This is a genomic window from Sphingosinicella sp. (assembly GCF_013911755.1).
Classification (GTDB): Bacteria; Pseudomonadota; Alphaproteobacteria; order Sphingomonadales; family Sphingomonadaceae; genus Sphingosinicella.
The window spans coordinates 73,607-98,462 of the sequence record NZ_JACESP010000005.1; the positions used below are offsets into that span (position 1 = coordinate 73,607).

The following is a 24,856-nucleotide window of genomic DNA, read 5'->3' on the forward strand; positions in this document are numbered from 1 at the left end:
CGGATGGCGTGGCCACCCCGCAGATCGAGCGGGCGGAGTTCGCGCCGTCAACGCAACATTGCGCTTCTGGGACGCGCGGCGACGATTGCCGCCGTCGCCATCGCCGCGATGCTTCTGGTGCTGAGCCGCGCCAGCCCCGACCGCTATTCCGCGCTTCGCAGCGGCGCAGCCGATCTCGTTGCACCGCTGTGGGCCGCCATTCTCGTGCCGCTGGCAGAGGTTCAGGCCGCGGCGGGCTCCGTCGCCGATTATTTCAAGGCTGTCGAGAAAGTGCGCCTGCTCGAAGGCCGCGACCGCATGTACCAGATCGAGCGCGAACGCCACCTGCAGGCGCTGCACGAAAACCGCGAACTCAAGAAGCTTCTCAGGGTCACCGAACCGTCGCGCGAGCGCATCGGCGTGTTCGCGATTTCCGGCTCCTCGACGGGCGCCTATGTCCGCTATGCACTGATCAGCGGCGGCGCACGCCACGGCGTCGAACCCGGTCAGCCAGTGCTCGCCGCGGCGGGGCTCATCGGGCGCACCGTCGATGTCGGCAGCCGCGCCACACGCGTGATGCTGCTCACCGACGTTTCGAGCCGCGTACCCGTGCGCGTGGTCCGCACTGGTCTTCCCGCGCTCCTCATCGGGAAGAACCTGCCGCTGCTCGACGTCGACCTTTCGGGGCCCTCCAATTCGGAAGTCCGCGTCGGCGACCGGCTCGTCACATCGGGCGACGGCGGGCTTTTCCCGCCCGGGCTTGCTGTCGCAACCGTCGTGCGCGTTTCCGGCGACATGCCCGAAGCCCGCCCCGCGACGACCCCGGACGGGCTTGATTACGTGATCGTCGAGCGCCCCTACATGCCCCCGATGCCGCTTCCCGAAGAAACACCGCGGGAGCGCGAATCCCACCCCGAAGCCGTCATCCAACAGCAGGCCGCCGAGTGATTACGACGCCGTGGCATCAGATGACCGCGCGCGAACGGGCGCGCTGGATCTTCGATCACTGGAAGTTGTCGATCCCGATGATCGTCGTCGTCACCGCCTATATGGTGATGACACTTCCAATGTTCGCACCGCTGCCGGTGATGCCCAATCTCGCGCTTCTGCTCGTGCTACTCTGGACACTCTACCGCCCGCAGCAGATGCCCGAATGGACGGGGCTACCGATGGGGCTTGCCGGCGACATCCTGCTCGGAACCCCCGTAGGCGCGAACGGGTTGCTGCTGCCGCTGTTCATGATGCTCGTGCGCTATGCCGACGCACATGTCCGCCGCGCCAGCTGGATCGGCGACTGGCTGTTCAGCATACCCATACTGTTCGTGTACCATCTGGCGCTGTGGAGACTTTGCGCCCTCGTCGCGGACCCGTTCCCCTTCCTGCCGCTTGCGACGCAGACCGCGGCGACGATCGCCGTGTATCCGTTCGCCGCGCACTTCTTCGCGCGGATCCAGCGTAGGTGGGCGCCATGAAGCTCACCTCCGAAGCCGCCCGAGAGCAGATGTTCACGCGCCGCACATTATTTGTCGGCGCGGCGACCGGCGGCCTCGGCCTGCTGCTTGCCGGACGCATGGCCTATCTCTCGATCTTCGAGCAGGAGAAATACAAGCTCCTTGCCGAGGATAACCGCGTTTCCGTGCGGCTGATCCCGCCGCGGCGGGGCTGGATCGTCGACCGGAACGGCAAGCCGCTTGCCGTCAACCAGCCTGATTACCGGCTGGAGATGATCCCCGAACAGATCGCCGACCTCGAACAGACACTTGCCGATCTCACCCGCCTGTTGCGGCTGCCGCCCGAAGAGGTCGCGCGGATTCGCGAGGCGGCGGCAACGCAGCCCAAATACCTCCCCATTCAGGTTGCGGCGGGCATCAGCTGGAACGATTTCGCGGCGATAAACGTGCGCCTGCCCGATTACGACGGTGTGCAGCCGGTGCGCGGCTTCACGCGTTATTACCCCGATGGCGAGGCGGTCGGCCACCTGCTCGGCTACGTCGGTGCACCAACGCGCGAGCAGTATCTCGCCGCGGACCGCGACCCGCTCTACCTGCACCCGGCCTTCAAGCTCGGCAAGGACGGCATCGAGAAGGTGCTGGACGTGCCGCTGCGTGGCAAAGCCGGTGCGCGCCGCGTGGAGGTGAACGCGCGCGGCCGCGTGATCCGCGAGCTTTCCACGGTGAACGACTCTCCGGGCCAGACGGTGAAGCTCACCATCGACCGTGATCTTCAGTCCTTCGCGGCGCGGCGGCTCGGGCCCGAATCCGGCAGCGTCGTCGTGATCGACGTGTGGACGGGCGACGTGCTGACGCTAGTCTCGATGCCCGCGTTCAATCCGAACAGCTTTTCCGACGGCATCAGCCACAAGGAATGGAACGCGTTGATGTCGGACGACCACAATCCGCTCATCAACAAGACCGTGCAGGGGCTTTATCCGCCCGGATCGACGTTCAAACCGGTCACGGCGCTCGCCGCACTCGAATACGGCATCGATCCGGAGGCGACGGTGCATTGCCCGGGCGCCTATTATCTGGGTAGCCATCGCTTCGGCTGCTGGCGGCGCGGCGGGCACGGCACCGTGAACCTCGACAAGAGCATCTTCCAGAGCTGCAATGTCTATTACTATACGCGCGGCCGCGAGATCGGCATCGAGCGCATTGCCAACATGGCGAAACGCCTCGGGCTCGGACAAGAGTATGAGGGCCTGTCGCTGCCCACGCAGCGCGACGGCCTCATTCCCACGCCTGAATGGAAACGGCGCCGCTACGACAAGGAGTGGTTGACCGGCGAGACGCTGAATACCGCGATCGGCCAAGGCTACATGCTCACCTCGCCGCTGCAGCTTGCCGTGATGTCGGCGCGCATCGCTTCAGGCCGGAGCGTCGTGCCGCGCCTCGTTTCCGGCGGCAGCACGCCGGGCACGCTCGACGTCGATCCGGAGCATCTGGCGCGCATCCGCTATGCGATGGGTCTCACCGTGAACGGTCCGCAGGGCACCGCCGGACGCTCGCGCCTGCCCATCCCCATACAGATGGCGGGCAAGACCGGCACCGCGCAGGTGCGCGCGCTGACCAGCGCGACGCGCGGCGCCAATTACAAGTCGATCCCCTGGAAGTTCCGCGACCACGGCCACTTCATCGCCTTCGCGCCGGTCGAGGAGCCGCGCTACGCCGTAAGCGTCGTCATCGAGCACGGCGGCGGCGGGAGCATAACCGCGGCGCCCATCGCCAAGGATGTGATGACCTTCCTGTTCGCGCCCGAGATCGCGATGGCAGCGCTCGAACGGCTGGAGGAAGGCTGGGGCCGCGAAGCCGCGCAGCGTGCTGCTGTGGCCGCCGCAGCGGCGCAGGCGGCCGCCCCGCCCTCACCCACAGAACCCATCCCCGATGCTTAACAGCGCGATTCCCGATCGGCTGCAGGCGCTGCCCTGGCGGATGCTGCTGACGCTGCTCGCGCTCGGCGGATTCGGGCTGGCCGTGCTCTATTCGGCCGCCGGCGGGCACGTACGCCCGTGGGCGTTCAATCAGGGCATCCGCTTCACGCTGTTTTTCGTGATGGCGCTCGCCATGAGCCAGGTGCCGCTATCGTGGTGGCTGCGCGCTGCCTATCCCGCTTACGGCATTGTTGTCGTGATGCTTCTCGGCGTCGAGATTCTGGGCAAAGTGGGTGGCGGCAGCCAGCGCTGGCTCGATCTCGGCATCATCCGGCTGCAGCCCTCCGAACTCATGAAGATTGCCATCGTGCTCGCGCTGGCGCGCTTCTTTCACTACCTGCCGCGCGTCGAAACGCAGCGTTGGGGCAGCCTCGTCGCGCCCGCGATCCTCATCGGCCTGCCCGTTGCGCTCGTCATGCTGCAGCCCGATCTCGGCACGGCGCTTTCGATCGCGTTCGGCGGGGTGGTGATCGTGTTTCTGGCGGGCGCGCGCATGTCACTGTTCGTGGGCGGTGGCGCGGCGCTGGTCGCGGCAATCCCGATCGCCGTCAGCCTGCTGCACGATTATCAGCGGCGGCGCATCCTCATCTTCCTCGATCCGGACGCAGATCCGCTGGGCGCGGGCTACCACATCACCCAATCGAAGATCGCGATCGGCTCGGGCGGGCTTTCGGGCAAGGGCTTTCTGTCGGGCACGCAGAGCCACCTCCAGTACCTGCCCGAGCTGCATACCGACTTCATCTTCGCGACGATGGCCGAGGAATGGGGCCTCTTCGGCATGATCTTCGTGCTCGCCTGCTACGTCGTCATACTCGGTTGGGGTTTCTCGGTGGCGCTCCGCGCCCGCAACCAGTTCGCGCGGCTGACCGCGGCGGGCCTCACCTGCACCTTGTTCTTCTATGTGTTCGTCAATCTCGCAATGGTGATGGGCTTCGCGCCCGTCGTCGGCATTCCGCTGCCGCTGATGTCCTACGGCGGATCGGCGATGATGACCGCAATGCTCCTCATCGGCATCCTGCTTTCGATCGACCGCCAGCGCGAGGAAACCATGATCGGCGAAGGTCCGTCATCATTCTAGGGCGTCGGCATCAATTCCGGCCTTGCAACCCCGCATACCCCGCGCTATAGCCCCCGCCTCGCGGTTGAAAGCGGCGCCCCGGCGCCTATCTCATGCCCGATGTGGATGCATAGCTCAGTTGGTAGAGCAGCTGACTCTTAATCAGCGGGTCCTAGGTTCGAGCCCTAGTGCATCCACCACTTTCTCTCCTCCCGAAACCTGAATTCAGACGCCCGGCGCAAAGTCTGCGACGAGGTCGTGGCGGTCGCCGGGGAAGAGCTGCGAGACGCTTGTCACCGGCTCTCCGCCGCGCCATGTCCAGCGTTCGATGCGGAGGCACGCGGTGCGCGGGATGCCGAGCAGGCGGGCTTCGGCGGCGGTAGGCATCACGGCACTGATCCGGTGCCGCGCCTCGCTCCACGGCACGCGCTTCAACAGCCACGTGCCGGGTGCTTCGTCCGTGAAGAACTCGGCTTCGGCCTCGGGCACCGCGGCGAGCGAGATTTCGCGCTGCTCGATGCAATAGGGTTCATCGCCCGCGTGATGGAGGCCGGTGACAACAATTGTGCCGTCCCGCACCTCGCGCTTCAGCCTCTGCCAGCGATAAGCAAGGCCGCGCTCGGCGACGACCCTCGCAAGGTCAGGGACCTCCAGAACCGCCGAATGGACGCGCGGATGCGCGACGAACGATCCCGCCTTGCGCCGCCGCTCGATAAGCCCCGCGCGCGCGAGCATCTCCAGCGCCTTGCTTACCGTGGCGCGCGAGCAGCCGTAGAGGCGGACAAGTTCATGCTCGAAGGGGATGCGGTCTCCCGGCTTCCATTCGCCTGAACGGATGCGTCCCTCGATATCGGCGCGGATGCGCTCGCCAGGCTTCACGCGGTGAGGCGCTCCAGCGCAGCGGCATAACGCGCCGCGATCGCCCCGCGTGCGACGTGCCGGCCACCTTCGACCTTACGCACGCCGCCGACCCAGACGCTGTCCACACAGTCCGCACCGCCCGCGAAAATCCAGCTATCGACAATCATGTCGCTTTTTCTTGCGGCGAGCGCCGGATGGCAAGCGCTGAGCGCGACAATATCGGCAGGCATTCCCGCGGCGAGCCCACATTGCATGCCCAGTGCCTGCGCGCCGCCCGCGAGCGCCGCGCCGAACAGCCGCTCGCCCACCGACGCCGTCTCTTCGCAGCCGAGAATGCTGCGGCGGCGGTGGCGAAGCCGCTGGCTGTATTCGATCATGCGCAGTTCGCTCGCCGCATCGACGAGGATATTGGAGTCGGTGCCCGTAGCGATGCGGCCTTCGAGACGCAGATAGGCCTCCGCCGGAAACACGCCGTCGCCGAGGTTCGCTTCCGTCACGGGGCAGAGACCGGCGACGGCGCCCGATGCGGCCAGCCCCATCACTTCCGCATCATCCATGTGCGTCGCGTGGATCAGGCACCAGCGTTCGTCCACGCCCGCGTTGTCGAGCAACCACTCGACAGGCCGCGCCCCGGACCATGCGCGGCAGGCATCCACCTCCTTCGTCTGCTCGGCGGCATGGATGTGGATGGGGCCGCCCTCCGCGAGCGGCAGGATCGCGGCGAGTTCTTCCGGTGTCACCGCGCGTAGCGAATGCGGGGCGATGCCGATCACGTCACCCTTGCGCAGTTTGGCGCTGCTCGCCTCCATCAGCCGCGCGAAACCGTCGATATCGCTGATGAACCGGCGCTGCCCCGGCGCGGGAGGCGCTCCACCGAAATCGGCGTGGGCGTAGAACACGGGAAGCAGCGTCAGCCCGATACCGGTTTCCGCCGCAGCCGAGACGATGCTGCCCGCTGTTTCCGCCGGGTCGGCGTAGCGGGCACCGCCCACATCATTATGCAGGTAGTGAAACTCTCCGACACGCGTGTAACCGCTTTCCAGCATCTCGGCATAGGCGAGCGCGGTAATCGCGGCGATGTCGTCCGGCGTCATGCGGTCGAGGAAGCGGTACATCACCTCGCGCCATGACCAGAAATCGTCGTCCGGCCGCCCGCGCCGCTCCGAAAGGCCCGCCATGCCGCGCTGGAAACCGTGGCTGTGGACATTGCAGAGCCCCGGCATGGCAATGCCGTGGCGTTCATCTCCGGCCGCTGCCACGACGCCTGTCTCGACGCTTTCGATCACCCCGCCCGACAGCGTGAGCCGCACGTCCTTCGCCCAGCCACTATTCAGTCTTGCCTGCGAGAACCAAAGCCTTTGCATTACCACCTCGATATTATGTCTAGACATAATAGCCGATCGCGCTGAGAATGACACGCATGAATCGCCTCTGGCACAACGCAAGACTCATGACCCTCGAAGGGCGTGGCCTCGGCATCGTCGAGGACGGCGCCGTTGCGTGCGAGGACGGCGCCATCACCTACGCGGGGCCGAGCGCAGGCGCGCCGAAAACCGCTGAGCGCATCGACTGCCAAGGCCGCTGGATCTCGCCGGGCCTCGTCGATTGCCACACGCATCTTGTCTACGCGGGAAACCGCGCGCGCGAGTTCGAACTGCGCCTCGCGGGCGCCTCCTACGAGGAGATCGCGCGGAGTAGCGGCGGCATCGTCTCGACGATGAAAGCCACGCGCGCGGCCACCGAGGACGAGCTTGTCGCGGCCTCCCTGCCCCGCCTCGACGCGCTCATCGCCGAGGGCGTCACCACGGTGGAGATCAAGTCCGGCTACGGCCTCAGCCTCACCGACGAGCGCAAGCAACTCCGCGCCGCGCGCCGCCTCGCCGACCTGCGCGCCGTCACCGTCACCACCACCTTCCTGGGCGCCCACGCCCTGCCGCCGGAATTCGCGGACCGCGACGCCTACGTGGCGCATGTCTGCGACACGATGCTGCCCGCGCTCGCCGCCGAAGGCCTCGTCGATGCCGTCGATGCCTTCTGCGAAGGCATCGGTTTCTCGCCCGCGCAGGTCGCCCGCGTGTTCGAAATCGCTCGCACGCTCGGCCTGCCGGTCAAGCTCCACGCCGAGCAGCTATCCGATCTCGGCGGCGCCGCGCTCGCCGCCGGCCACGGCGCGCTCTCCGCCGATCATCTTGAATATCTGGACGAGGCGGGCGTTGCCGCGATGGCGGCGTCCGGCACCGTCGCAGTCCTCCTCCCTGGCGCGTTCTATTTCACGCGCGAGGAAAAGCGCCCGCCCGTCGAGGCCCTCCGCGCGCACGGCGTCCCCATCGCCCTCGCCACCGATTGCAACCCCGGCACCTCGCCGCTCACCTCGCCGCTCCTCGCCATGAACATGGCCGCCACATTGTTCCGCCTGACGGTCGAGGAGTGCATCGCCGGCTTCACCCGCGAGGCCGCCCGCGCGCTGGGGCACAGCGACGTCGGCACGCTCGAACCCGGCAAGGCCTGCGACCTCGCGATCTGGGACATCGGCCAGCCGGCGGAACTCGTCTACCGCATGGGCTTCAACCCGCTCCATGCCCGCATTCGGAGAGGTCAATGACCGTCACGCTTCGTCCTGGCGCCATCGGCTTCGCCGATCTTCGCGCCATCTATCGCGGTGAGGTCGCTATCCTCGACGACGCCTGCCGCGCCCGCATCGAAGCGAGCGCCGCCGCCGTCGCGCGTATCGTCGCGCACGGCGATCCGGTCTACGGCATCAACACCGGCTTCGGAAAACTCGCCTCGGTGCGCATCGCGGACGCCGACCTCGCGACGCTCCAGCGCAACATCGTACTCAGCCACGCCGCCGGCGTCGGCGCACCCACGCCGCGCGCTGTCGTTCGCCTGATGCTGGCCCTGAAGCTCGCGAGTTTCGGCCACGGCGCCTCGGGCGTTTCGATGACCACCGTCCGCCTGCTCGAAGCCATGCTGGCGAAGGACCTGCTGCCCACCATCCCGTCGCAAGGCTCGGTCGGCGCTAGCGGCGATCTCGCTCCGCTCGCGCACATTGCCGCCACAATGATGGGCGTCGGCGAGATCGACGGCACCCCCGCCGCCACCGCGTTTGCGGACGCCGGGCTCACCCCCCTCACGCTCGGCGCCAAGGAAGGCCTCGCCCTCCTCAACGGCACGCAGTTTTCTACTGCCTATGCGCTCGCGGGCTTGTTCGAAGCGGAAAGCCTGTTCCGCACCGCGCTTGTCACCGGCGCGCTCTCCACCGAGGCCGCCAAGGGCTCCGACACGCCGTTCGATCCGCGCATCCACGCGCTCCGCCGCCATCGTGGTCAGATCGACGTGGCGGACGCACTCCGCACGCTCATGCAGGGCTCCAAAATTCGCGCCTCGCACCTCGAAGGCGACGCCCGCGTGCAGGATCCGTACTGCCTGCGCTGCCAGCCGCAGGTGATGGGCGCCGTGCTCACGCTGCTGCGGCAGGCCGGCGAAACGCTGGTCGACGAAGCGAACGGCGTCTCCGACAATCCGCTGATCTTCGCCGACACCGACGAGGCGCTGTCGGGCGGCAATTTCCACGCCGAGCCCGTCGCCTTCGCCGCCGACATGCTCGCGCTCGCCTTCTGCGAAATCGGCTCGATCGCCGAGCGCCGCGTCGCAATGCTCGTCGATCCCGCGCTCTCCGGCCTCCCCGCCTTCCTCACCCCGCATCCCGGCATCAATTCGGGCTTCATGATCCCGCAGGTAACGGCGGCCGCGCTCGTTTCCGAAAACAAGCAGCGCGCCCATCCGGCCAGCGTCGATTCGATCCCCACATCGGCCAATCAGGAGGATCACGTCTCGATGGCAGCGCACGGTGCCCGCCGGCTGCTGCCGATGGCGGAGAACCTCGCCTCTGTGCTCGCCATCGAATATCTCGCCGCCGCGCAGGGCTGCGACTTCCTCGCGCCGCTCACCTCCAGCCCCGCGCTCGAGCAGGCCCGCGCCGCGCTCCGTGCCGAGGTTCCGAAGCTTGAGGACGACCGCCATTTCCATCCGGACATCGTCGCGGCAACGCACATCGTGAATGCCGGTACGCTTGCGGCCTTCACGGAACTTGCCGTCCTGTGACCTGGCTGATGGTCCACCAAGGCGACGCGCCGCTCGTCGTCGCCTTCCCGCACACAGGTACGACGATCCCGCTCGAAATCGAGCAGACCCTGCGGTCGCCCTGGCTCGCGCTCAAGGATACCGACTGGTGGGTGGATACGCTCTACGCCTTCGCGCGTGATCTGGGCGCAACCACAATCCGCACCGGCATGTCTCGCACCGTCATCGATGTGAACCGCGATCCCGCCGGCGTCTCGCTCTATCCGGGCCAGATCACCACCGGCCTCTGCCCCGCCGAGACGTTCGACGGCGAACCCTTCTACCATCCGGGCGAAGAACCCGATGCCGCCGAAATCGCGCGCCGCCGCGAAACCTGGTTCGATCCTTACCACGCCGCGCTCGCCGGGGAGATCGCGCGCCTCCGCAGGCGGCACGCCCGCGTCGTCCTCTATGACGCCCACTCCATCCGCGGCCACGTCCCGCGCCTGTTCCCCGGTGATCTTCCCGACCTCAACGTCGGCACCAACAGCGGCACCACCTGCGCTACTGCGCTTGCCGAAGCCATGATGGCCGCCTGCCAACGCTCGTCCTACACGCATATCCTCGACGGCCGTTTCAAGGGTGGCTGGACGACGCGCCACTACGGCCGTCCCCGCGAAGGCGTCCACGCCGTCCAGATGGAGCTCGCCATGCGCACCTATCTCCCCGAGCCGCCCGTCACCGCGTGGGGCAACTGGCCCGCCGACTACGACCCTGCCCGCGCCGCACCGCTTCAGCGCTTGCTGACTGAGATCCTCGAAGCCGCGATCGCCTTCGCGAAGGAACCCGCATGACCCGCACCGACACCACCCGCGTCATCCGCCCTGCCACGGGCACCACGCTCAGCGCCAAGAGCTGGCTCACCGAAGCCCCTTTGCGCATGCTGATGAACAACCTCCACCCGGACGTCGCCGAGCGTCCCGAGGAGCTGGTCGTCTACGGCGGCATCGGCCGCGCCGCGCGCGATTGGGAAAGCTATGACAAGATCGTCGAGACTCTGCGCCGCCTTGAGGACGATGAGACCCTGCTCGTCCAGTCCGGGAAGCCCGTCGGCGTGTTCCGCACGCACGCCGATGCGCCGCGTGTGCTCATCGCCAACTCCAACCTCGTGCCCCATTGGGCGACGTGGGAGCATTTTGGCGAACTCGATCGCAAGGGCCTCGCCATGTACGGCCAGATGACCGCGGGCTCGTGGATCTACATCGGCACGCAGGGCATCGTGCAGGGCACCTACGAAACGTTCGTGGAGATGGGCCGCCAGCACTACGGGGGCGACCTTTCGGGCAAATGGCTGCTGACGGCGGGGCTTGGCGGTATGGGCGGCGCGCAGCCACTCGCCGCCACGATGGCCGGCGCCTCCTGCCTCGCGATTGAATGCCAGCCGAGCCGCATCGAGATGCGGCTTCGCACCGGCTACCTGGACCACGCGGCTGGGAGCCTCGACGAAGCCCTCAAGATCATCACCACCGCCACGAAGCCCGTCTCCGTCGGACTCCTCGGCAACGCCGCCGAGCTGCTGCCCGAAATCTACCGGCGCGGCATCCGTCCCGATCTCCTCACCGACCAAACCTCCGCGCACGATCCCGTGAATGGCTACCTCCCGGCCGGCTGGAGCCTCGAACGCTGGTTCGGGATGCGCGAACAGAACCCGGAAATCGTTGCCGAGGCCGCAAAGGCCTCGATGGCCGCGCACGTACGCTCCATGCTCGATTTCCAGAAAGCGGGCGTGCCCACGGTCGATTACGGCAACAACATCAGGCAAGTCGCCAAGGATGCCGGCGTCGAGGACGCCTTTGCCTTCCCCGGATTCGTCCCCGCCTACATCCGGCCCTTGTTCTGCCGGGGCATCGGCCCGTTCCGCTGGGTGGCGCTTTCTGGCGACCCTGAGGACATCTACAAGACCGACGCCAAGGTGAAGGAACTCACCCCCTACAATCCCCACCTCCACAACTGGCTCGACATGGCGCGCGAACGCATCCGCTTTCAGGGCCTCCCCGCGCGCATCTGCTGGGTGGGCCTCGGCGACCGCCACCGCCTCGGCCTTGCCTTCAACGAAATGGTCGCTTCCGGTGAACTCAAGGCCCCCGTCGTCATCGGCCGCGACCATCTCGATTCCGGCTCGGTCGCCAGCCCTAACCGCGAAACCGAAGCGATGCGCGACGGCTCCGACGCGGTCTCAGATTGGCCCCTCCTCAACGCCCTTCTCAACACCGCGTCCGGCGCGACGTGGGTGTCACTCCACCACGGCGGCGGCGTCGGCATGGGCTATTCACAGCATTCGGGCATGGTCATCGTCTGCGACGGCACCGAAGCGGCCGCCCGCCGCATCGAACGCGTCCTCTGGAACGACCCCGCGACCGGCGTCATGCGCCACGCCGACGCGGGCTACGACATCGCCCTCGATTGCGCGCGCGAACAGCGCCTCGATCTCCCCGCCATCGGCTAGACGTGGCGTTTCGTCCTGTGCCATAGGCCCCGCAGGCTGTGGCAGGAGAAGCGCATTGGGTGAAATCGATCTGGTCGGTGCGACCAAGCAGGCGCTGCGCCGCCTCGCCACCACGGTCTGCGTCATCAGCAGCCGCCACGAGGGCGAGCGCTTCCTGATGGCCGCGACCGCCGTGGAGGCTATGTCGATGGACCCGCCCTCGATGCTCGTCTGCGTCAACCGCTCTGCCTCGATCCACGCGCCGCTCGCGGCGGGCGCGGATTTCGCCATCAACGTGCTCTCGGCCGATCAGGAAGACATCTCGCGCCTCTGCGGTGGCGGCGCCAAGGGTAATGAACGCTTCGCCTGCGGTGACTGGCGGGATGGCCCCGGCGGCCTTCCCCTGCTTGCCGGAGCGCAGGCAAACGTCGTCTGCAAGCAGGATGGCCTGTTTGCCTACGGCACGCACACCATCGTTATCGGCCGCGTCGAGGCGGTCACCGTCGGCGACACCGTCGACCCGCTCCTCTACGTGGACGGCCGCTACACACGCGTCCCCGCCTAGGCAGGCTCACGCCAGTCCCAGGACAAAGTCACGCGCCATCGGGAGTCGCGCAAGGTGCCGCGTTGCCCTACCATCGGCCATCAAACCGGTTTCAGGGGGAAACGCGTGACAGGACGGATGGAAGAACTGGCGCACGAGATCGTCCGTCTGCAGCAGGAACTTGACCGCGAGATCGAACGCCGCCGCAAGGCGCTCGGCTGGTCACTGAAGACGAGGCTGGTGGAGTTCGAGCACGGCATCGTCGCCGAGCACAAACGCCTGCGCATGGGCGTCACGCAGTTCATCGCCCAGTCGTCCTTCAGGACGCTCGCGACTGCACCCGTGATCTATTCGCTGATCGTGCCGTTCGTGCTGATCGACCTTTGGACCAGCCTTTATCAGGCGATCTGCTTCCGCGACTACGGTATCCCACGCGTCCGCCGCCGCGACCACATCGCACTCGATCGCGGGCACCTCGCCTATCTCAACTGGATCGAGGCGCTGAACTGCACCTATTGCAGCTACGGCAACGGCGTTGTCAGTTACGTGCGGGAGGTCGCAGCCCGCACCGAGCAATACTGGTGCCCGATCAAGCATGCGCTGAAGGTCAGCAGCGCACACGAACGCTACAGCGCCTTCCTCGAATATGGCGACGCCGAAGGCTACCGCGCCCGCCTCGAATCCTTCCGTGAAGCACTGCGCAGCGACAAGGCCGATCCGTCCTAACGAATGAGCCGTTCATGGTGCCACGCGAGGTGCTGCGCCATGAAAGTCGAGATGAAGTAATAGCTGTGGTCATAGCCCTCGCGCATTGCCAGCGTCAGCGGAATGCTCGCCTTCGCGCACGCCGCTTCCAGCAGTTCCGGCTTCAGCTGTTCCTTCAGGAAATTGTCCGCCCCGCCCTGATCGACAAGCAGATCCGGCACGCGCGCGCCGTCCTCGATCAGCGCGCAGGCATCATACTGCCGCCATGCTGCACGGTCCGGCCCCAGATAGCCGCCGAGTGCCTTCTCGCCCCACGGGCAGTTCAGAGGGCTGACAATCGGCGCGAACGCCGAGGTCGCGCGGAACCGACCGGGATTGCGCAGGCTGATGGTCAGCGCACCGTGCCCGCCCATCGAATGGCCCATGATGCCCTGCCGCGTCATGTCCGCGGGGAAGTGCGCGCCGAGGACCTCGGGAAGTTCGCTTTCGATGTAGCTGCGCATCCTGAAGTTCGCGGCCCAAGGCGTGGTCGTCGCATCCACATAAAAGCCAGCGCCCTTGCCGAAATCGTAAGCGTCGTCGTCTGGCACGTCATCCCCGCGCGGGCTCGTGTCGGGCGCCACGAAGATCAGGCCGAGCTCGGCGCACGCGCGCCTGAATTCGCCCTTTTCTGTGACGTTCGCGTGCGTGCAGGTGAGCCCCGAAAGATACCACACCACCGGCAGCTTCGCCCCCGGCCCGTGATCGGGCACGAACACGCTGAACACCATCGGGGTGCCGGTTTCGCGCGAGCTGTGTTTATAAACACCCTGCGTGCCGCCAAAGCTGCGGTTGGTCGAAACGGTTTCGATGGTCATTTTTCCTCCATGCGTGGCGAATTACCAGCCTATTACAATGTGTTGTCAGATACTTCCTTGCTGTACCCACCACCAAACCAACACGCGGCAATCGGCGACAAGCGGCCTTTTTTCGGCTACACAACAGCCTGAATTTTTCTTTGGGGGCAAGGGGATGAAACGATCGTTCGTGGCGGCTGCGTGCCTGATTGGCGCCTCGCTGGCCGATTCCGCCGTGGCGCTGCCTAGGCTCGCTGTCACGCCGTCCGGACTGCCTGAAGCTGTTATGCGTGTGGCAACTGAGGAGGAGGCCCGCGGCAAGGTGGCGTCCGCCTGCATGGACAAGCGCATGGCGGTCATCACCAATACGCCCGGACAGATCGTGTGCGAGGCGCCCATGAACACAGGGCAGCAGATCGCGACGCAGCTCCTGCTCGGCAACAGCTATTCGACCACTCCGCGCCAGTTCCTCCGCGTCACCTTTGCCGACGTGGGTGATACGGTACGCGCGCAGGCAGGCGGGTGGGTCGAGACGCAAATGGCGATGGGTCAAATGCGCCAAATGCCGTTAGACGGCGATGATGACTACAACAGCTTGCTCGGCTTCCTGATCGAGGCCGGCGGCACCCTTCCCGTCGGCACGACGTTCCCGAATGCCGTCTGGCTGGGCATCGAGGGAGATTTGGGGACGGATGGGCGGAACGGGTATCGTCGCGTTAAATCGGTGACGCCGGACGGTCCTGCTGCGGTCGCTGGAATGCTGCCGGGTGATGTCATCACAAAGCTCAATGGACGCCCATTCAAGGACGAGGTCACGTGGTTCAAGCGCCTCGGGGAGCCCCATAAGCGACCCGCCCACGATATCGAGATCATGCGCGCCGGAAAGGCGATGGTTCTCAGCGTACCGAGCCGTCGGCGGCCGGCGGTCACTGAGTGATGAAGACGCGCCTATGCAGAGGTGGATCAATGCAGTTCAGCGTGCTTTCGGGATTGATTTTGATCCTTGCGCCCAGCGCCAGCGCAGGTCCGGTTAGAGCCGTCACCGTGCCGCCAGTGGGCACAGACGCCACGGCGACCGTGGGCGTCGCCGTGTTTGAGCGCACTCGCTATGAGGCGGTCGACGGGGCGATCCTCAAGGCTCCATTGAAGGTGAAATTCTATGACAGCGCCCAAGCTGGCGCCCATATGATTTCTGCCTCTACACGCACCGCTTTCAAGGCGTGCGACGTGAAAACCGGTTATTGCGGTCTGGACGATGACGGAGACGGCAGATTCGATCGATCGGCCAGGGACTCCGCAACGCAGGCTTTTAAGCTGGCGGAGCCTGTCCCCTATGAAAGGGCCGAACTGCCCGCCCCGGATACCGACACCTTCAAGCAATCGGTCACGTATCTCGGCTTTGCGGGTGGCGTACTCCGTCTTTCTTACCGGGAGTTCGCGAATGACATGGCGCGCCCCGCGTTCACCGAAGACTATAGCTTCGAAATCGGTTCGGCCTTCCCTGCCCCAGTTGCTTTTCGGGACGTGCGGATGACGGTCCTCGGAGTCGACGGGTCAGGGCTTCGATATCGCGTGGAGGCGGTTGGACAGTAGGCCGAGAGGGTTTGGGAGGAGTTCAGATAGGTGAGTTACGCCAATACGATTCTGGCATTCTGCCTAACCACGTTGGCCGCATGTGGCGAACAATCGAGCGCGATGACGTTGTATCGAAATTCGCCAGTCGATCATTCAATGCGCATCCACTGGTCTTCCTTCGATGCGAAGGTTGATGGTTCCTACAATATGAACAACTGCATGATGGGCGCGAAGCTGTTGAACGCCAATGTTACGGCAATCGCCAAGGCGGACGGAAAAGAGCGCGACCCCTCGATAGGCTTTTGGTGCGAACCGGGCGGCTACAAGGAAAAGGGAATGGTGCCAGCTTCTTTTGAGGAAGCATTTCCTGCGGCCGTATATAGCCGCTGATGTAAATCAAAGCGCCCTGCAGGCCGGCGGTGCTGGACGCGCCGGCCACCCTCATCGTATTGTGTGAGCATGAAAACTTGGGGGGATTTCTTACTCGGGGCGGTCGCGGGCCTGATCGTTACACTCGGGATCGCCCTCATCGTCTATTCGCTGGGGCAACCTGTGAACGCCGAAGCGTGGTTAAGCTTCACCGGCGCCTTGATGGGTACCGCCTTCGCGGTCAGCGGGGCCGTCTGGATCGAAGACAGGCGTCGGCGCCATGAGGTTCGGGAGGACGTTACCATGGTTCTTCATGCGCTGGGCAAACTGCGCAGAGCACATGATCAAGGCCACGAACTCAAAGTGCTCACCTCATTCGATCCAGAAAATCAGATGAAATGTATCGACGCGCTCGAAGTGTACCTTCAAGCTTGTCGTATGGTCGAAAGCACGCAATCTCTCGCTCGCGTGCGTGATGCCGGGTTCATAGCTGCGCTGCGCGAAGTCATGGTCGATATGGAGAGCGGTAGAAAAGTGGTGTTGCAGGCAGAGGGCGAGATTGTGCGCGCCAATCGGGCCCGAGAGTTGCAGGATGCGGTAACTCAATTCCGTTATCACTGCCGAATGACCGATCAGGGCCTCGCTACCGCGATTGCCAACTGCCATCGGTTGCTAGCCTAACATCGGGCCGACCGGTTGATGGTTTTGGCGGTGACTACACCGCAGCCTTCATACCGATCAATTCGATCTGGTGGACAGTCATCCGGCTCTGAGTGTGGAAACGCGTTTTTGCACGGAACGCCAACCTAGCCGCGTAGGCCAAAAGGCCGAACAAAGGATTGACCGACGCCACCGAGATTAAATGGTATTCGAACAGCCTATGGAAGTCCTCGCTCCGAATTAAGTTTGGAATCGCGGAGGCAAATTCTTCCGACTCCTCATCAAGGGAGTGAGGGCTTTGCAGCAGCCCGGTCAAAAACGAGAGCGCGATTATCGGCGCAGACCTCCAAGAATATGAAGCTGACAGCAGCGCGTTCACCATATGGCGCTCGCGTTCGGTAAGTTCTAGCTTGGCAAGGTTTTTCGATACTTGGATGAGGCCACGGCGCGCCGGCCGCGCCGCTATCGAGAGAAGCGCGAGCAGGGCAATGTACCCACCGACCAAGATGAGGATCTGCGTCATATCTCTTGCTCCAAAGGTAGTCTCGGCTCGTCCTGGCCGCAAGGCTTCTCGGGTAGAAGTGGAATTTCCGGACGCGTCACAACATGCACGATATCGTACAGGAAGCTACCAGCGCAGGCAATCAACAGGAAACCGGGAAAGTGCTGCTTCGACCAAATAAGCTCATTCAAACCTTCAAATAATCCAAGAAATTCTAACACTTGAGCAAAGAAAGCAATCTCTCCAGCCCTTAAAAAGGAGCGTCGAAAGATACTCCAGAAGTCAAACAGCCCCAAGAACGCCCCCTGCGATTCTGTCGCATCCTAGCGGCTGCTCATTGCATCACCAAGCTCCCCGCCCCTCCTATTTCGCAACCGGAAATCATTTCCGGCCCTTGACCGCTCCAGAGCCTCTCCAGACCCGCTCCGGGACAGGTCCACAGCGCAACGCCAGTTGGCTAGCCGGTGGGCATCAGTTCAGCACTCCAGCAGAAATGCCCGAAACGCCAAGAGAATCCGCCCAGCCTTGGAGGACTAGCCCTCCGCTCAATGCCGCCCCGGCGTGGCGCCCATCGTATGATACGTGGCTTCATAGGCCTCGGCCGCCGTGCGCAGGTATCCCGCAATGTTCTCAGGGCCGCGGCGGGCGCTCCAGACGGTGCACGCCGCAGCGAGCATCCCGTTCGCGAGCTGATCGTCGTCGATTCCCAGCGCCGCGAATGAGCGTATAAGGTCGCTCATGGCGTCGTGCACTGCCTGCGTCTGCTCGGCGTCGCTGGCGAACGCCGTGGTGATGTCGGGGGTGCGCATCAACCCATCCCCCGCGGTAGCGTACGGCGGGTGGCACGCTGCATTGTCGTGTTGCTGGCAGCGTTGATGATTGGGCCGGCAGCATTGTTGATCTCGCGGCGGATCATGCTGACAGTTTCTGCGGTTGCGCCGGGAGCGTTGATCGTGATGGAAAGCGCAGCGCCACTATTGCCTCCGCGCCCGGTCGGCATGGGACTTACATAGCCGCCGACGCTTCCCATTCGGAGTTCTTCCGGACCATGCTCGCCGACGCGGATTCGCTGGAACGGATGGACGGCGCCGCCCGTCGCCTTTCCGGTCGTTCCACCGGAGAAAAACGTCCCGATGCTGCTAAGCAGGCTGCCGAAGAACCCGCCCCCGCCAGACCCACCGCCCTTAAGCGCATCCGCGACGGATTTGGCCAGCGGCTCGATAATGGTCAGCCGGATAATCAGTCGCGCCATGTCCTCAAGCAGACCATCGAGAGCGCCGTCCAGATCGCCGGAGAGAATGGCATCCTCGAACGCGCCGGAGAAAGAGGCGGCAAATTCCTGTGCGACCTGATCGAGTCGGCGGCTACGCTCCTCCATTCCGTCGAATGCCTTGCCGATGTCGCGGTCGACGACGTCGGCAACTTCCTTGAAGCTCTCACCGAGATATTCAGTGAAAGAAATCGTCTTGCCGATACGGACGTTGGCAAGGTCGATTTCCTTGGTGGATTCGACGAAATCCTTGATGTCCTGTTTCGCGTCGAACGCGTAGTCGGTGGACTCACGGTACTTTTCGAGCGCGGATTGCTTGGGCTTTTTGGCCTTGCCGGCCTTGCCTGCCACGCCGAGCGGCGTCCCGCGAGGGTCGGTAGGCGCCGCCTTGTCCGAGCTCAGCGCCGCAGTCGCAGCAGCCAGCTCCTTTTCGAGATTGGCGCGCGCTTCCTTGGAGACCTTGATGACGCCGGCGTTCACGCGGTCGAGCGTCGCCTTCAGTTCCAGAACCTTGCCAGCCTGAAGCGCGACAAGGCCCTGCCGCGCCGCCTCAAGTCGCGTCTCGACCTCGTCCGCGATGGCGCTGCCCTTGCCGGTTTTCGGCAACAGCGCCTCATCGCGCGCGATCTGCTCACGAAGCTGCTGCTCGATCGTCTTGCCGGTCTTTTTGCCGCCGCGGCGGTCGACGCCGATACCCCGATCGATCAGGTCAGGAATGGAGTATCCGGCCTTGCGCGGATGATTCGCGATCGTGTTCAGCGTGGTCGCGAGCCGGTCCAGCGTCGCCAGCCCGCCCGCCGCGATACGGATAACAGCCGCGATGTCCTCGCCGAGACGCCGCAGCGAGCCGTCCTCGTCCATGCGCTTGAGGACGGACGCCAATTCGTCCGTAGCTTCTGAAAGCGCGCCCATGAAACCGTCGGCGGTCGAATTCGAGATGTCGTCCAGCACCGTGCGTAGGCGCTGAAACGGCGCATTTGCCGCCTCGACAGATGAGGGCAGTTCCTCGCGAAGCTGAGCCGCAAAGCGAGGCAGGAAGTCCGCAGACAGGAGCTGCCCCTGCTCCAACATCTTGCCAAGCTCGGCAGTCGTCTTGCCGACGGCGCGCGCCGCGATCTGGAACGCGCCGGGCAGGCGCTCGCCAAGCTGCCCGCGCAGCTCTTCGGCGCTCACCGTGCCTTTGGAGATGATCTGCTGAATGGCGAGGAGTGCGCCGTGCGCTTGCTCAGCGCCTCCGCCGGTAGCGATGACGGCTCGCGTGATCGCGTCGAAGATGTCGCGGGTTGCCTGGCCTTCCAGCGTCGTGCCACGCGCGGCTGCAGCGAGGCCGACATATTGCTCAGCCAAGGTAAGCAGCCGGATGCCGAGCTGGTCAGCCGTCTTACGCAGGAATGAGAATTCCGCGTCGGCCTTCTCGGTGGAGCCGGTTGCAATCCGCATCCCCTGCTCAAGGCGCTTGAAGTCCAGCGCCGTCTGCACGGCGGCGCGTCCGATCGCGACGACTGAGATGCCGGCGAGCGCTGCCGACATGGCGCGTGCGGCGGTGCTGACGAGGAGTTCGGCACGTTTCGTCGACTTCCCGATGCCGTCCATTGCGCGCGCCGTTTCTTGATGTGCCGCGCGCACCTCGCGGCGGTAGCCTTCCATGCGAGCTTCCAGCAGAACAACAATTTCCTCGACGGTAGCCATGTCTATCCCCTCACCTGACGAGCAATGACCCTGCGCACGAGCTGCACAGCCTCGCCGCGGCGCTTCACGGCTGCCGGCCGCATGTACGGACGTTCGGTCATCTTGGACGTGCCCAGCTCCAGCGGAGCGGCGTGCGGCGCGTTGCTGGAAATCTCGACCTTGAGGTCGCCGACCTGAGTCACTTCGATCTGATTGGCGAGCGCGCCCGTGTCATTGTTCGGCGGCTCGCCGGGGGCGCTCGGCACGTGCCCCTTGCCCGAAACGGCGCCGGTCGTGATGCTGATTTGCGCTTCCGTTGCGATCAGGTGCCCGCCAGCGAACAGCGCGGCGCCGATCTCACGATGAGCTTGCGCGCCGGCCATGCGGTCGAGGCGGCGCAAGACGCGATCGGCGCCGGTGATCTTCACCACGACAGCACCCGCGAAAAGTTGCCGCTCGGCGGGAAGCAAGGAACCGCCGAGCGGCGCTCATCCGACCGTCGGAGAGCATTCGAAGAAATGCCCGCGCCGCACGCGCAAAGGGGACCATGGCAGCGGCGCGGAGTTGCCGGTGCGCCACGCTGATGCGCGACCGGGGAGGATCTTGTGATCGTCACGCTGCTGCCTGCTCGGCGTTTGGCAGCTGAGCAGGCTCGGCCATGAGCCCAGCACGGCGGGCGGCATACAGCTGCTCGCGGTTGACGTGCGCCGTGAGGCCATCGGGGCCAACGCGAACGTCACCGGTCTTTGTGGCGATGGTAGCATGGCCCTTCGCGCCAGCCGGCAGCGCGAGGTGGAAGGGGTGAAAGGCATCATCGCCGAGCACATCGACGACGACGCCAATCTCGCGGGCCGCCGTAACCTGCTCGGCGGTCATCTCCGCGAAGAAGGCATGGTGCGCCAGCGGATTGCCGGTCGGGTTGGCACGAAAGCGGACGCCGCGGACGCCGTAGCCGAGCTTATTGTGCACGATGGCCCAGACCGGGTGGCCAGAAACAGCGCGCTCGCGTGCGATCTCGCGGCTTTTCTGCTCGCTCTCGCGCTGGGCAACGAACGTGTCGGGAATCACGCCAGCCCGTCGCGGCCATGCCAGACCGTCGCTGTCCCAGCGCGGAATTTTCATCTCCGCAAACCGGTTGATCGGGCCACCATGCGCCGAGTGGAAGTTGCCCGGCACGCCGCGCGCCAGTGCTTCGGCACCACCTGTGCGGATGCGGAGGCGATCGAGGCGGGACTCATTCGCAGTGGTGCGCTCGAAAAGTTCGATCAGGTACGAGACGATGCCCGGCACCCGGTCGCGCCACTCGGCCACCAGCGCGTCGCGCTCGGCCTCGGCGGCCTGTTCATCGACGCGGCGCTTGGCGGTGGCGTCGGCGGTCTCCAGCGCTGCCACCTTTTCGGCGAGCAGCTTCACCGCGGCGACTTGACGCTCGGCATCGTGTTCGTGATCGGCGGCAGCGTGACGAGCGGCGCGGGCTGCGTCGGAAGGTGTGCGGGGATCGATCGCGATAGCGCGAGCCTCGGCTGCGGCATCGGTTGCCGCCTGCGCTGCGGTCTGGGTTTCGGCGAGCACGGCACGAACGTCGCCGAGACGCGCGCCCGGCATCAGCGCGGCGCGCTGGCGGTCTTCGAGGGGTTTCGCCATGTTACGACCTCCACCCGATATTGGCGCCGATCTCGGCGGCCTCGGCTGGCGCGGCATCGGCGTAGCGGTTGCGCCGGGCCTGATCGCGAATGGCGGCGGTATCGGTGGTGGTGGCAGCGGCGGCGGGAGTGCTAGCGATAGGCGCGACGTCGGTTGCGTATCGGTTCCGGCGCGCGGCGTCGCGGATGGCTGCCGTGGTGTGCGGTGCGGGGCCGCCGTAGCGGGTGGCAAGGGCGTGGTCGCGGGTGGCCTTGGCGGCTGCGGTGTCGCCGAACTCGGCAGCGATGCTGGCAGCGGCGAGGCTGGCCACGTAATTCTTGACGATGGAGGTGATATCCTCCTCAAGGCTCAAGCGCGGGCGGGTGGCGAGAAAGGTCTCGACATCGACGTTGTGATTTTTGGCGAGCGCCGCGAAATGGAGTTTCACAGCTTCGTCGAGCGCCTTCGGCGCCTTGTCGGCGTCACGGAAGGCGATGAAGCCGGCGGCGGTCTGGCGGTCTTTGAGGATGAGCGGCTGGCGGACTGCGAATCCGTCGCGAATGGTGCCGTCGCTGTCGATGGCTTCGACCGGATCGCAGATGGTGCCGTCTCGGCGGGTGTAAAAAAGCATTTCGTCATTCTCCCATTCACCCGGCGACATGCCGGGGAGTGGGAGAAGGATGACGAGAACCCGATCAGCGGACACGTGCAAAAAGCGTGCCGGTGCCATTCGAACCTAGGTGAGCATCGGCGGACGTGCAGTCCTCCAGACTGTCCAGCGTGGGCCGCAGATTTAAGCCGATCTCAGCACGGCTCCGGTGCCATGCCAACCGTTGCGCCAACCGGATCGCCTGCCGTGCGCGGTTCCAAGCTGCCACAATCGCGTTGGCCTCGCGGATGATGGCCTCTTGTTCACTCTCGGGCTCGATGACGGATTTGATCTGGACGGGAGGTTTCGGATTGAGGGCGCGTTGGACAGTGCTTTTGCTCAAGCCCGTCTCTTCGGCGATCTGCTGAGCGATGCTTGTTTTCGGCCTTCCACCCTCCGGACTGGAAATAGGTTTCGGTTCATTTTGAAGCAAAACCTCTTTCGCGCGGATCTCCAGCAATTCCGCGTATCGCCGAATATGCCTGTCCCGCTCGTCCTTCGTCAGGTCGAGACGGCAAATCCGTCTTGGTGTCCGACCTTTTCGTGCAAATTTGCACGATTTACTCGCCGCGCTCAGCAGTGTCTGCTGCAAAACCTTTGTTTCCACGGCCTTCAAAACTACGCGAAGTTTGCGCAGTTTCTAATGCCTCCCACACCTCCTTACGTCGCACCGTGATTTCGGCGCTTAAATGTACGGTTTTGTCCGGTTCTTTGTGCGTCGACGGCGGCGGCATCCTTAACGTTTGTTAACAAGCGACCCGCCCTTTTCCGCTCTCGACGGCGGCGGCGATTTCAACATTTTTCAACATGCGCTCGCCCTTTTCCGCTCCTGACGGCGTTTGCGGTTTCAGGTTTTTTCAAGTTCTCAGCGCCCAGGCCTCACCTGCTCCGTCCCTGAAAACAGGCCCTCGCGCGCGGGCGCGATCTGTCCGAACTGTACGACCTCCCGTTGTTCCTGCGTTGATAACAACGCACCTCGCGCGCGCGATCTGTGCGGATTGTGCGGCTCAGTACGGCAGGCAGCCCGTGCACCCAGGGTCGCCACACAGCGGATTGCCGCAAAACTTCCCGCGCCAGACGTGGCCGCGAATCTCGTCCAGCGCCACGAGCGCCAGCGCCCGGTCGCCGCCACAGCCACGGATGAGCTCCCGAGCCATGTCGCGGAGTTCGTCGGTGGCTATCGGTTTCGGGGCTGCGGTGGTCATCGCGCGTATTCCTTCACCGGGGCATTTTCCCCACTTTGAAATTTCAAGGTGAGGGCCTTCCTCACCACCTCACCCCACCCACTACGTATAGTGGGGTGGGGATGAGGTTCGGGGTGGATTTCCCCACCTTTCCCCACCTCAGGTTTGAAGGTGAGGAGGTGATCATTCTGCACCCTTCGCCGGGCTGTCGACATGGATGCCGACGCGAACGAATTTTCGCATGTTGCTTTTCTCATCCTTACCCTCGACCACACGCAGCACATCGGACTGAATCCACCCTTTGGCGAGCGCCTTCACACGGGTCTTGTCCGTCGAATTTTCCAGATCGGCGCCCAGCACGTCCGCGATGGCGATGCCTACCCAGCTGGTGGATTGCGACGATGCCCTCCACTCACCGTCAGCGACCCTCGCCTGAACGGCCCGCAAGACCGTGTGATCGATGCCGTCGAAAGCGTCGGGCGGCGCCCAAGGCTCAACCACGCCGATATCGTCACCGTTGCCGAGCGGCACGGATGCGATGCGAAACCACTTGGCCTTTTCAGGCGGGGCGCGATTGTGCTTGTCGTCTTGGACCGTGAAATGCCGGCGGCGCTCGGCGTCGTCATTGATGCCGAAACGGTCGGCTTCCTCGGCGGTCATCCGGTTGAACACGAGCACCGAGCGGGCGGCATTGATGAGAGCAACCGCACCGCGCGAGGCTTCCGCCGTCACGGCCTGCCCGGCGAGTTTCCGGCTATGGTGAACAAGGACGATCGCGCACTGGCAATGGGAGGCCAGGCGCCCCCAGCGCTTCGCGATGGCGTCGATTTTCGTGTTGTCGTTCTCCGAAACCTGATGAGACGACACGAACGGATCGACGATCAGGACGTCTATGTCTCGGCGCTCCAGTTCAGCCGCGAGGGCCTCATAGACCGGTTCAATAATCTTGAAGCCGTTGGCATCCTCGGTCGCCGTGCAAAGCCCCTGCCCGTCGAGGCCGCTGTCGACGAACAGTCGATCGGCGCAATCCTCCGCGCTGACGCCGTGGTGCAGCGAGGCGGCGAGCAGCACGCGGTCCAGCTCGGTCGCGTCGTCTTCTAGGTTCCAATACCAAACGCGCTGCGCCCGGTCCCAGACCTGCTCGCCGAGAATGGGGCGGCGACTGGTGAGCGCGAGCGCAGTGCTGGCCATGAAGGCGGACTTGCCGACGCCTCCCGGCGCTACTGCGGATGCGACAGTGCCCCGCAGCAACAGGCGGCCGAGAATGTAGGGGCGCCGGGGCATGGTGGCCGGATCGTGCCAAGCGAATGGCGTGGCGATGATCTCGGGGTGAGCGGTGCCCGCCGGCGGCGATTCAGCCTCCCGCGGTGCGAACCGCTCCACAACGACGTTCTCCGGGC

The 24,856-nt window shown here is 65.0% G+C and carries 27 protein-coding genes and 1 tRNA gene; 15 read left to right on the forward strand and 13 right to left on the reverse strand.

Going from position 1 to position 24,856, the window contains the following annotated elements; all coding sequences use genetic code 11:
- The first annotated feature begins 3 nt into the window (after positions 1 to 3).
- The 5 genes from mreC (at position 4) to H2052_RS05425 (ending at position 4,663) form a co-directional block, all read left to right on the forward strand.
- Positions 4 to 927 carry a rod shape-determining protein MreC gene (mreC, locus tag H2052_RS05405; RefSeq protein WP_293778920.1) on the forward strand — a complete coding sequence of 308 codons (924 nt, stop codon included), beginning with the start codon at positions 4 to 6 and terminating at the stop codon, positions 925 to 927.
- Entirely contained in the window at positions 924 to 1,451 is a 528-nt protein-coding gene (mreD, locus tag H2052_RS05410) for a rod shape-determining protein MreD (RefSeq protein WP_293778922.1), read from the forward strand. The genes mreC and mreD overlap by 4 nt, the downstream gene beginning before the upstream one ends.
- Positions 1,448 to 3,367 (forward strand): penicillin-binding protein 2, encoded by a 1,920-nt coding sequence (gene mrdA / locus H2052_RS05415; RefSeq protein WP_293778924.1) that lies wholly within the window; start codon positions 1,448 to 1,450, stop codon positions 3,365 to 3,367. The genes mreD and mrdA overlap by 4 nt, the downstream gene beginning before the upstream one ends.
- Positions 3,360 to 4,484 carry a rod shape-determining protein RodA gene (rodA, locus tag H2052_RS05420; RefSeq protein WP_293778926.1) on the forward strand — a complete coding sequence of 375 codons (1,125 nt, stop codon included), beginning with the start codon at positions 3,360 to 3,362 and terminating at the stop codon, positions 4,482 to 4,484. Before mrdA ends, rodA begins: the two co-directional genes overlap by 8 nt.
- 103 nt (positions 4,485 to 4,587) lie before the next feature.
- A tRNA-Lys gene (locus H2052_RS05425) sits at positions 4,588 to 4,663 on the forward strand.
- Positions 4,664 to 4,688: 25 nt separating this feature from the next.
- Here H2052_RS05425 and H2052_RS05430 read toward each other — a convergent pair.
- Both H2052_RS05430 and H2052_RS05435 read right to left on the reverse strand, forming a co-directional pair.
- Entirely contained in the window at positions 4,689 to 5,342 is a 654-nt protein-coding gene (locus tag H2052_RS05430) for a UTRA domain-containing protein (RefSeq protein WP_293778928.1), read from the reverse strand.
- Positions 5,339 to 6,688 carry a formimidoylglutamate deiminase gene (locus H2052_RS05435; protein ID WP_293778930.1) on the reverse strand — a complete coding sequence of 450 codons (1,350 nt, stop codon included), beginning with the start codon at positions 6,686 to 6,688 and terminating at the stop codon, positions 5,339 to 5,341. The genes H2052_RS05430 and H2052_RS05435 overlap by 4 nt, the downstream gene beginning before the upstream one ends.
- Positions 6,689 to 6,735: 47 nt before the next feature.
- Between H2052_RS05435 and hutI the strand changes: the two genes are divergently transcribed.
- The 6 genes from hutI (at position 6,736) to H2052_RS05465 (ending at position 13,141) form a co-directional block, all read left to right on the forward strand.
- A complete protein-coding gene (gene hutI / locus H2052_RS05440) occupies positions 6,736 to 7,926 on the forward strand; it encodes an imidazolonepropionase (RefSeq protein WP_293778932.1) in 1,191 nt (396 codons plus the stop codon).
- Positions 7,923 to 9,428, forward strand: a complete 1,506-nt coding sequence (gene hutH, locus H2052_RS05445; protein ID WP_293778934.1) for a histidine ammonia-lyase — start codon at positions 7,923 to 7,925, stop codon at positions 9,426 to 9,428. Before hutI ends, hutH begins: the two co-directional genes overlap by 4 nt.
- Positions 9,429 to 9,436: 8 nt before the next feature.
- Positions 9,437 to 10,240, forward strand: a complete 804-nt coding sequence (hutG, locus tag H2052_RS05450; protein WP_293779093.1) for an N-formylglutamate deformylase — start codon at positions 9,437 to 9,439, stop codon at positions 10,238 to 10,240.
- A complete protein-coding gene (hutU, locus tag H2052_RS05455) occupies positions 10,237 to 11,892 on the forward strand; it encodes a urocanate hydratase (RefSeq protein WP_293778936.1) in 1,656 nt (551 codons plus the stop codon). Before hutG ends, hutU begins: the two co-directional genes overlap by 4 nt.
- Before the next feature lie 55 nt (positions 11,893 to 11,947).
- Positions 11,948 to 12,436 (forward strand): flavin reductase family protein, encoded by a 489-nt coding sequence (locus tag H2052_RS05460; RefSeq protein WP_293778938.1) that lies wholly within the window; start codon positions 11,948 to 11,950, stop codon positions 12,434 to 12,436.
- 105 nt (positions 12,437 to 12,541) lie between these two features.
- Positions 12,542 to 13,141 carry a hypothetical protein gene (locus tag H2052_RS05465; protein ID WP_293778940.1) on the forward strand — a complete coding sequence of 200 codons (600 nt, stop codon included), beginning with the start codon at positions 12,542 to 12,544 and terminating at the stop codon, positions 13,139 to 13,141.
- Here the strand turns inward: H2052_RS05465 and fghA are convergent.
- Positions 13,138 to 13,977: an S-formylglutathione hydrolase gene (fghA, locus tag H2052_RS05470; RefSeq protein WP_293778941.1), complete on the reverse strand. Its 840-nt coding sequence runs from the start codon at positions 13,975 to 13,977 to the stop codon at positions 13,138 to 13,140. The genes H2052_RS05465 and fghA overlap by 4 nt on opposite strands.
- Before the next feature lie 154 nt (positions 13,978 to 14,131).
- Here fghA and H2052_RS05475 point away from each other — a divergent pair, with 154 nt between their 5' ends.
- The 4 genes from H2052_RS05475 (at position 14,132) to H2052_RS05490 (ending at position 16,581) form a co-directional block, all read left to right on the forward strand.
- Positions 14,132 to 14,893, forward strand: a complete 762-nt coding sequence (locus tag H2052_RS05475) for a PDZ domain-containing protein (RefSeq protein ID WP_293778942.1) — start codon at positions 14,132 to 14,134, stop codon at positions 14,891 to 14,893.
- Between the two features lie 29 nt (positions 14,894 to 14,922).
- Complete coding sequence (locus H2052_RS05480; protein ID WP_293778944.1) at positions 14,923 to 15,549, forward strand: hypothetical protein; 627 nt, start codon at positions 14,923 to 14,925, stop codon at positions 15,547 to 15,549.
- A 30-nt stretch (positions 15,550 to 15,579) separates the two neighbouring features.
- Positions 15,580 to 15,921 (forward strand): hypothetical protein, encoded by a 342-nt coding sequence (locus H2052_RS05485; RefSeq protein WP_293778946.1) that lies wholly within the window; start codon positions 15,580 to 15,582, stop codon positions 15,919 to 15,921.
- A gap of 69 nt (positions 15,922 to 15,990) precedes the next feature.
- The gene (locus H2052_RS05490) at positions 15,991 to 16,581 is read left to right on the forward strand and encodes a hypothetical protein (protein ID WP_293778948.1); all 591 of its coding nucleotides are present in this window, start codon (positions 15,991 to 15,993) and stop codon (positions 16,579 to 16,581) included.
- A 34-nt stretch (positions 16,582 to 16,615) separates the two neighbouring features.
- Here the strand turns inward: H2052_RS05490 and H2052_RS05495 are convergent, their stop codons facing one another.
- The 10 genes from H2052_RS05495 to H2052_RS05540 all read right to left on the reverse strand — a co-directional run bounded on the left by H2052_RS05495 (position 16,616) and on the right by H2052_RS05540 (position 24,839).
- Entirely contained in the window at positions 16,616 to 17,083 is a 468-nt protein-coding gene (locus H2052_RS05495) for a hypothetical protein (protein WP_293778950.1), read from the reverse strand.
- The gene (locus H2052_RS05500; RefSeq protein WP_293778952.1) at positions 17,080 to 17,358 is read right to left on the reverse strand and encodes a hypothetical protein; all 279 of its coding nucleotides are present in this window, start codon (positions 17,356 to 17,358) and stop codon (positions 17,080 to 17,082) included. Before H2052_RS05500 ends, H2052_RS05495 begins: the two co-directional genes overlap by 4 nt.
- A 249-nt stretch (positions 17,359 to 17,607) precedes the next feature.
- The gene (locus H2052_RS05505) at positions 17,608 to 17,871 is read right to left on the reverse strand and encodes a hypothetical protein (protein WP_293778954.1); all 264 of its coding nucleotides are present in this window, start codon (positions 17,869 to 17,871) and stop codon (positions 17,608 to 17,610) included.
- Positions 17,871 to 20,021, reverse strand: a complete 2,151-nt coding sequence (locus H2052_RS05510) for a tape measure protein (RefSeq protein WP_293778956.1) — start codon at positions 20,019 to 20,021, stop codon at positions 17,871 to 17,873. The genes H2052_RS05505 and H2052_RS05510 overlap by 1 nt, the downstream gene beginning before the upstream one ends.
- Before the next feature lie 2 nt (positions 20,022 to 20,023).
- Positions 20,024 to 20,431 carry an HK97-gp10 family putative phage morphogenesis protein gene (locus H2052_RS05515; RefSeq protein WP_293778958.1) on the reverse strand — a complete coding sequence of 136 codons (408 nt, stop codon included), beginning with the start codon at positions 20,429 to 20,431 and terminating at the stop codon, positions 20,024 to 20,026.
- 181 nt (positions 20,432 to 20,612) lie between these two features.
- A complete protein-coding gene (locus H2052_RS05520) occupies positions 20,613 to 21,644 on the reverse strand; it encodes a hypothetical protein (RefSeq protein ID WP_293778960.1) in 1,032 nt (343 codons plus the stop codon).
- Between the two features lies 1 nt (position 21,645).
- The gene (locus tag H2052_RS05525) at positions 21,646 to 22,254 is read right to left on the reverse strand and encodes a hypothetical protein (RefSeq protein ID WP_293778962.1); all 609 of its coding nucleotides are present in this window, start codon (positions 22,252 to 22,254) and stop codon (positions 21,646 to 21,648) included.
- Between the two features lie 64 nt (positions 22,255 to 22,318).
- Entirely contained in the window at positions 22,319 to 22,864 is a 546-nt protein-coding gene (locus tag H2052_RS05530; RefSeq protein ID WP_293778964.1) for a hypothetical protein, read from the reverse strand.
- 415 nt (positions 22,865 to 23,279) lie between these two features.
- Complete coding sequence (locus H2052_RS05535) at positions 23,280 to 23,477, reverse strand: hypothetical protein (protein WP_293778966.1); 198 nt, start codon at positions 23,475 to 23,477, stop codon at positions 23,280 to 23,282.
- Positions 23,478 to 23,639: 162 nt separating this feature from the next.
- On the reverse strand, positions 23,640 to 24,839 hold the full coding sequence (locus H2052_RS05540) for an AAA family ATPase (protein WP_293778968.1): 1,200 nt from the start codon (positions 24,837 to 24,839) through the stop codon (positions 23,640 to 23,642).
- Between the last annotated feature and the right edge of the window lie 17 nt (positions 24,840 to 24,856).

Bases quoted from the DNA above. Each gene is read 5' to 3' on its own strand.
- H2052_RS05435 (WP_293778930.1), bottom strand. From the start codon at position 6,688: ATGCAAAGGCTTTGGTTCTCGCAGGCAAGACTGAATAGTGGCTGGGCG.
- fghA (WP_293778941.1), bottom strand. From the start codon at position 13,977: ATGACCATCGAAACCGTTTCGACCAACCGCAGCTTTGGCGGCACGCAG.
- rodA (WP_293778926.1), top strand. From the start codon at position 3,360: ATGCTTAACAGCGCGATTCCCGATCGGCTGCAGGCGCTGCCCTGGCGG.
- hutI (WP_293778932.1), top strand. From the start codon at position 6,736: ATGACACGCATGAATCGCCTCTGGCACAACGCAAGACTCATGACCCTC.
- H2052_RS05495 (WP_293778950.1), bottom strand. From the start codon at position 17,083: ATGACGCAGATCCTCATCTTGGTCGGTGGGTACATTGCCCTGCTCGCG.
- H2052_RS05475 (WP_293778942.1), top strand. From the start codon at position 14,132: ATGAAACGATCGTTCGTGGCGGCTGCGTGCCTGATTGGCGCCTCGCTG.
- H2052_RS05535 (WP_293778966.1), bottom strand. From the start codon at position 23,477: ATGACCACCGCAGCCCCGAAACCGATAGCCACCGACGAACTCCGCGAC.
- hutH (WP_293778934.1), top strand. From the start codon at position 7,923: ATGACCGTCACGCTTCGTCCTGGCGCCATCGGCTTCGCCGATCTTCGC.
- H2052_RS05520 (WP_293778960.1), bottom strand. From the start codon at position 21,644: ATGGCGAAACCCCTCGAAGACCGCCAGCGCGCCGCGCTGATGCCGGGC.
- H2052_RS05490 (WP_293778948.1), top strand. From the start codon at position 15,991: ATGAAAACTTGGGGGGATTTCTTACTCGGGGCGGTCGCGGGCCTGATC.
- H2052_RS05525 (WP_293778962.1), bottom strand. From the start codon at position 22,254: ATGCTTTTTTACACCCGCCGAGACGGCACCATCTGCGATCCGGTCGAA.
- hutG (WP_293779093.1), top strand. From the start codon at position 9,437: ATGGTCCACCAAGGCGACGCGCCGCTCGTCGTCGCCTTCCCGCACACA.
- H2052_RS05510 (WP_293778956.1), bottom strand. From the start codon at position 20,021: ATGGCTACCGTCGAGGAAATTGTTGTTCTGCTGGAAGCTCGCATGGAA.
- H2052_RS05480 (WP_293778944.1), top strand. From the start codon at position 14,923: ATGCAGTTCAGCGTGCTTTCGGGATTGATTTTGATCCTTGCGCCCAGC.
- hutU (WP_293778936.1), top strand. From the start codon at position 10,237: ATGACCCGCACCGACACCACCCGCGTCATCCGCCCTGCCACGGGCACC.
- mreC (WP_293778920.1), top strand. From the start codon at position 4: ATGGCGTGGCCACCCCGCAGATCGAGCGGGCGGAGTTCGCGCCGTCAA.
- mrdA (WP_293778924.1), top strand. From the start codon at position 1,448: ATGAAGCTCACCTCCGAAGCCGCCCGAGAGCAGATGTTCACGCGCCGC.
- H2052_RS05505 (WP_293778954.1), bottom strand. From the start codon at position 17,871: ATGCGCACCCCCGACATCACCACGGCGTTCGCCAGCGACGCCGAGCAG.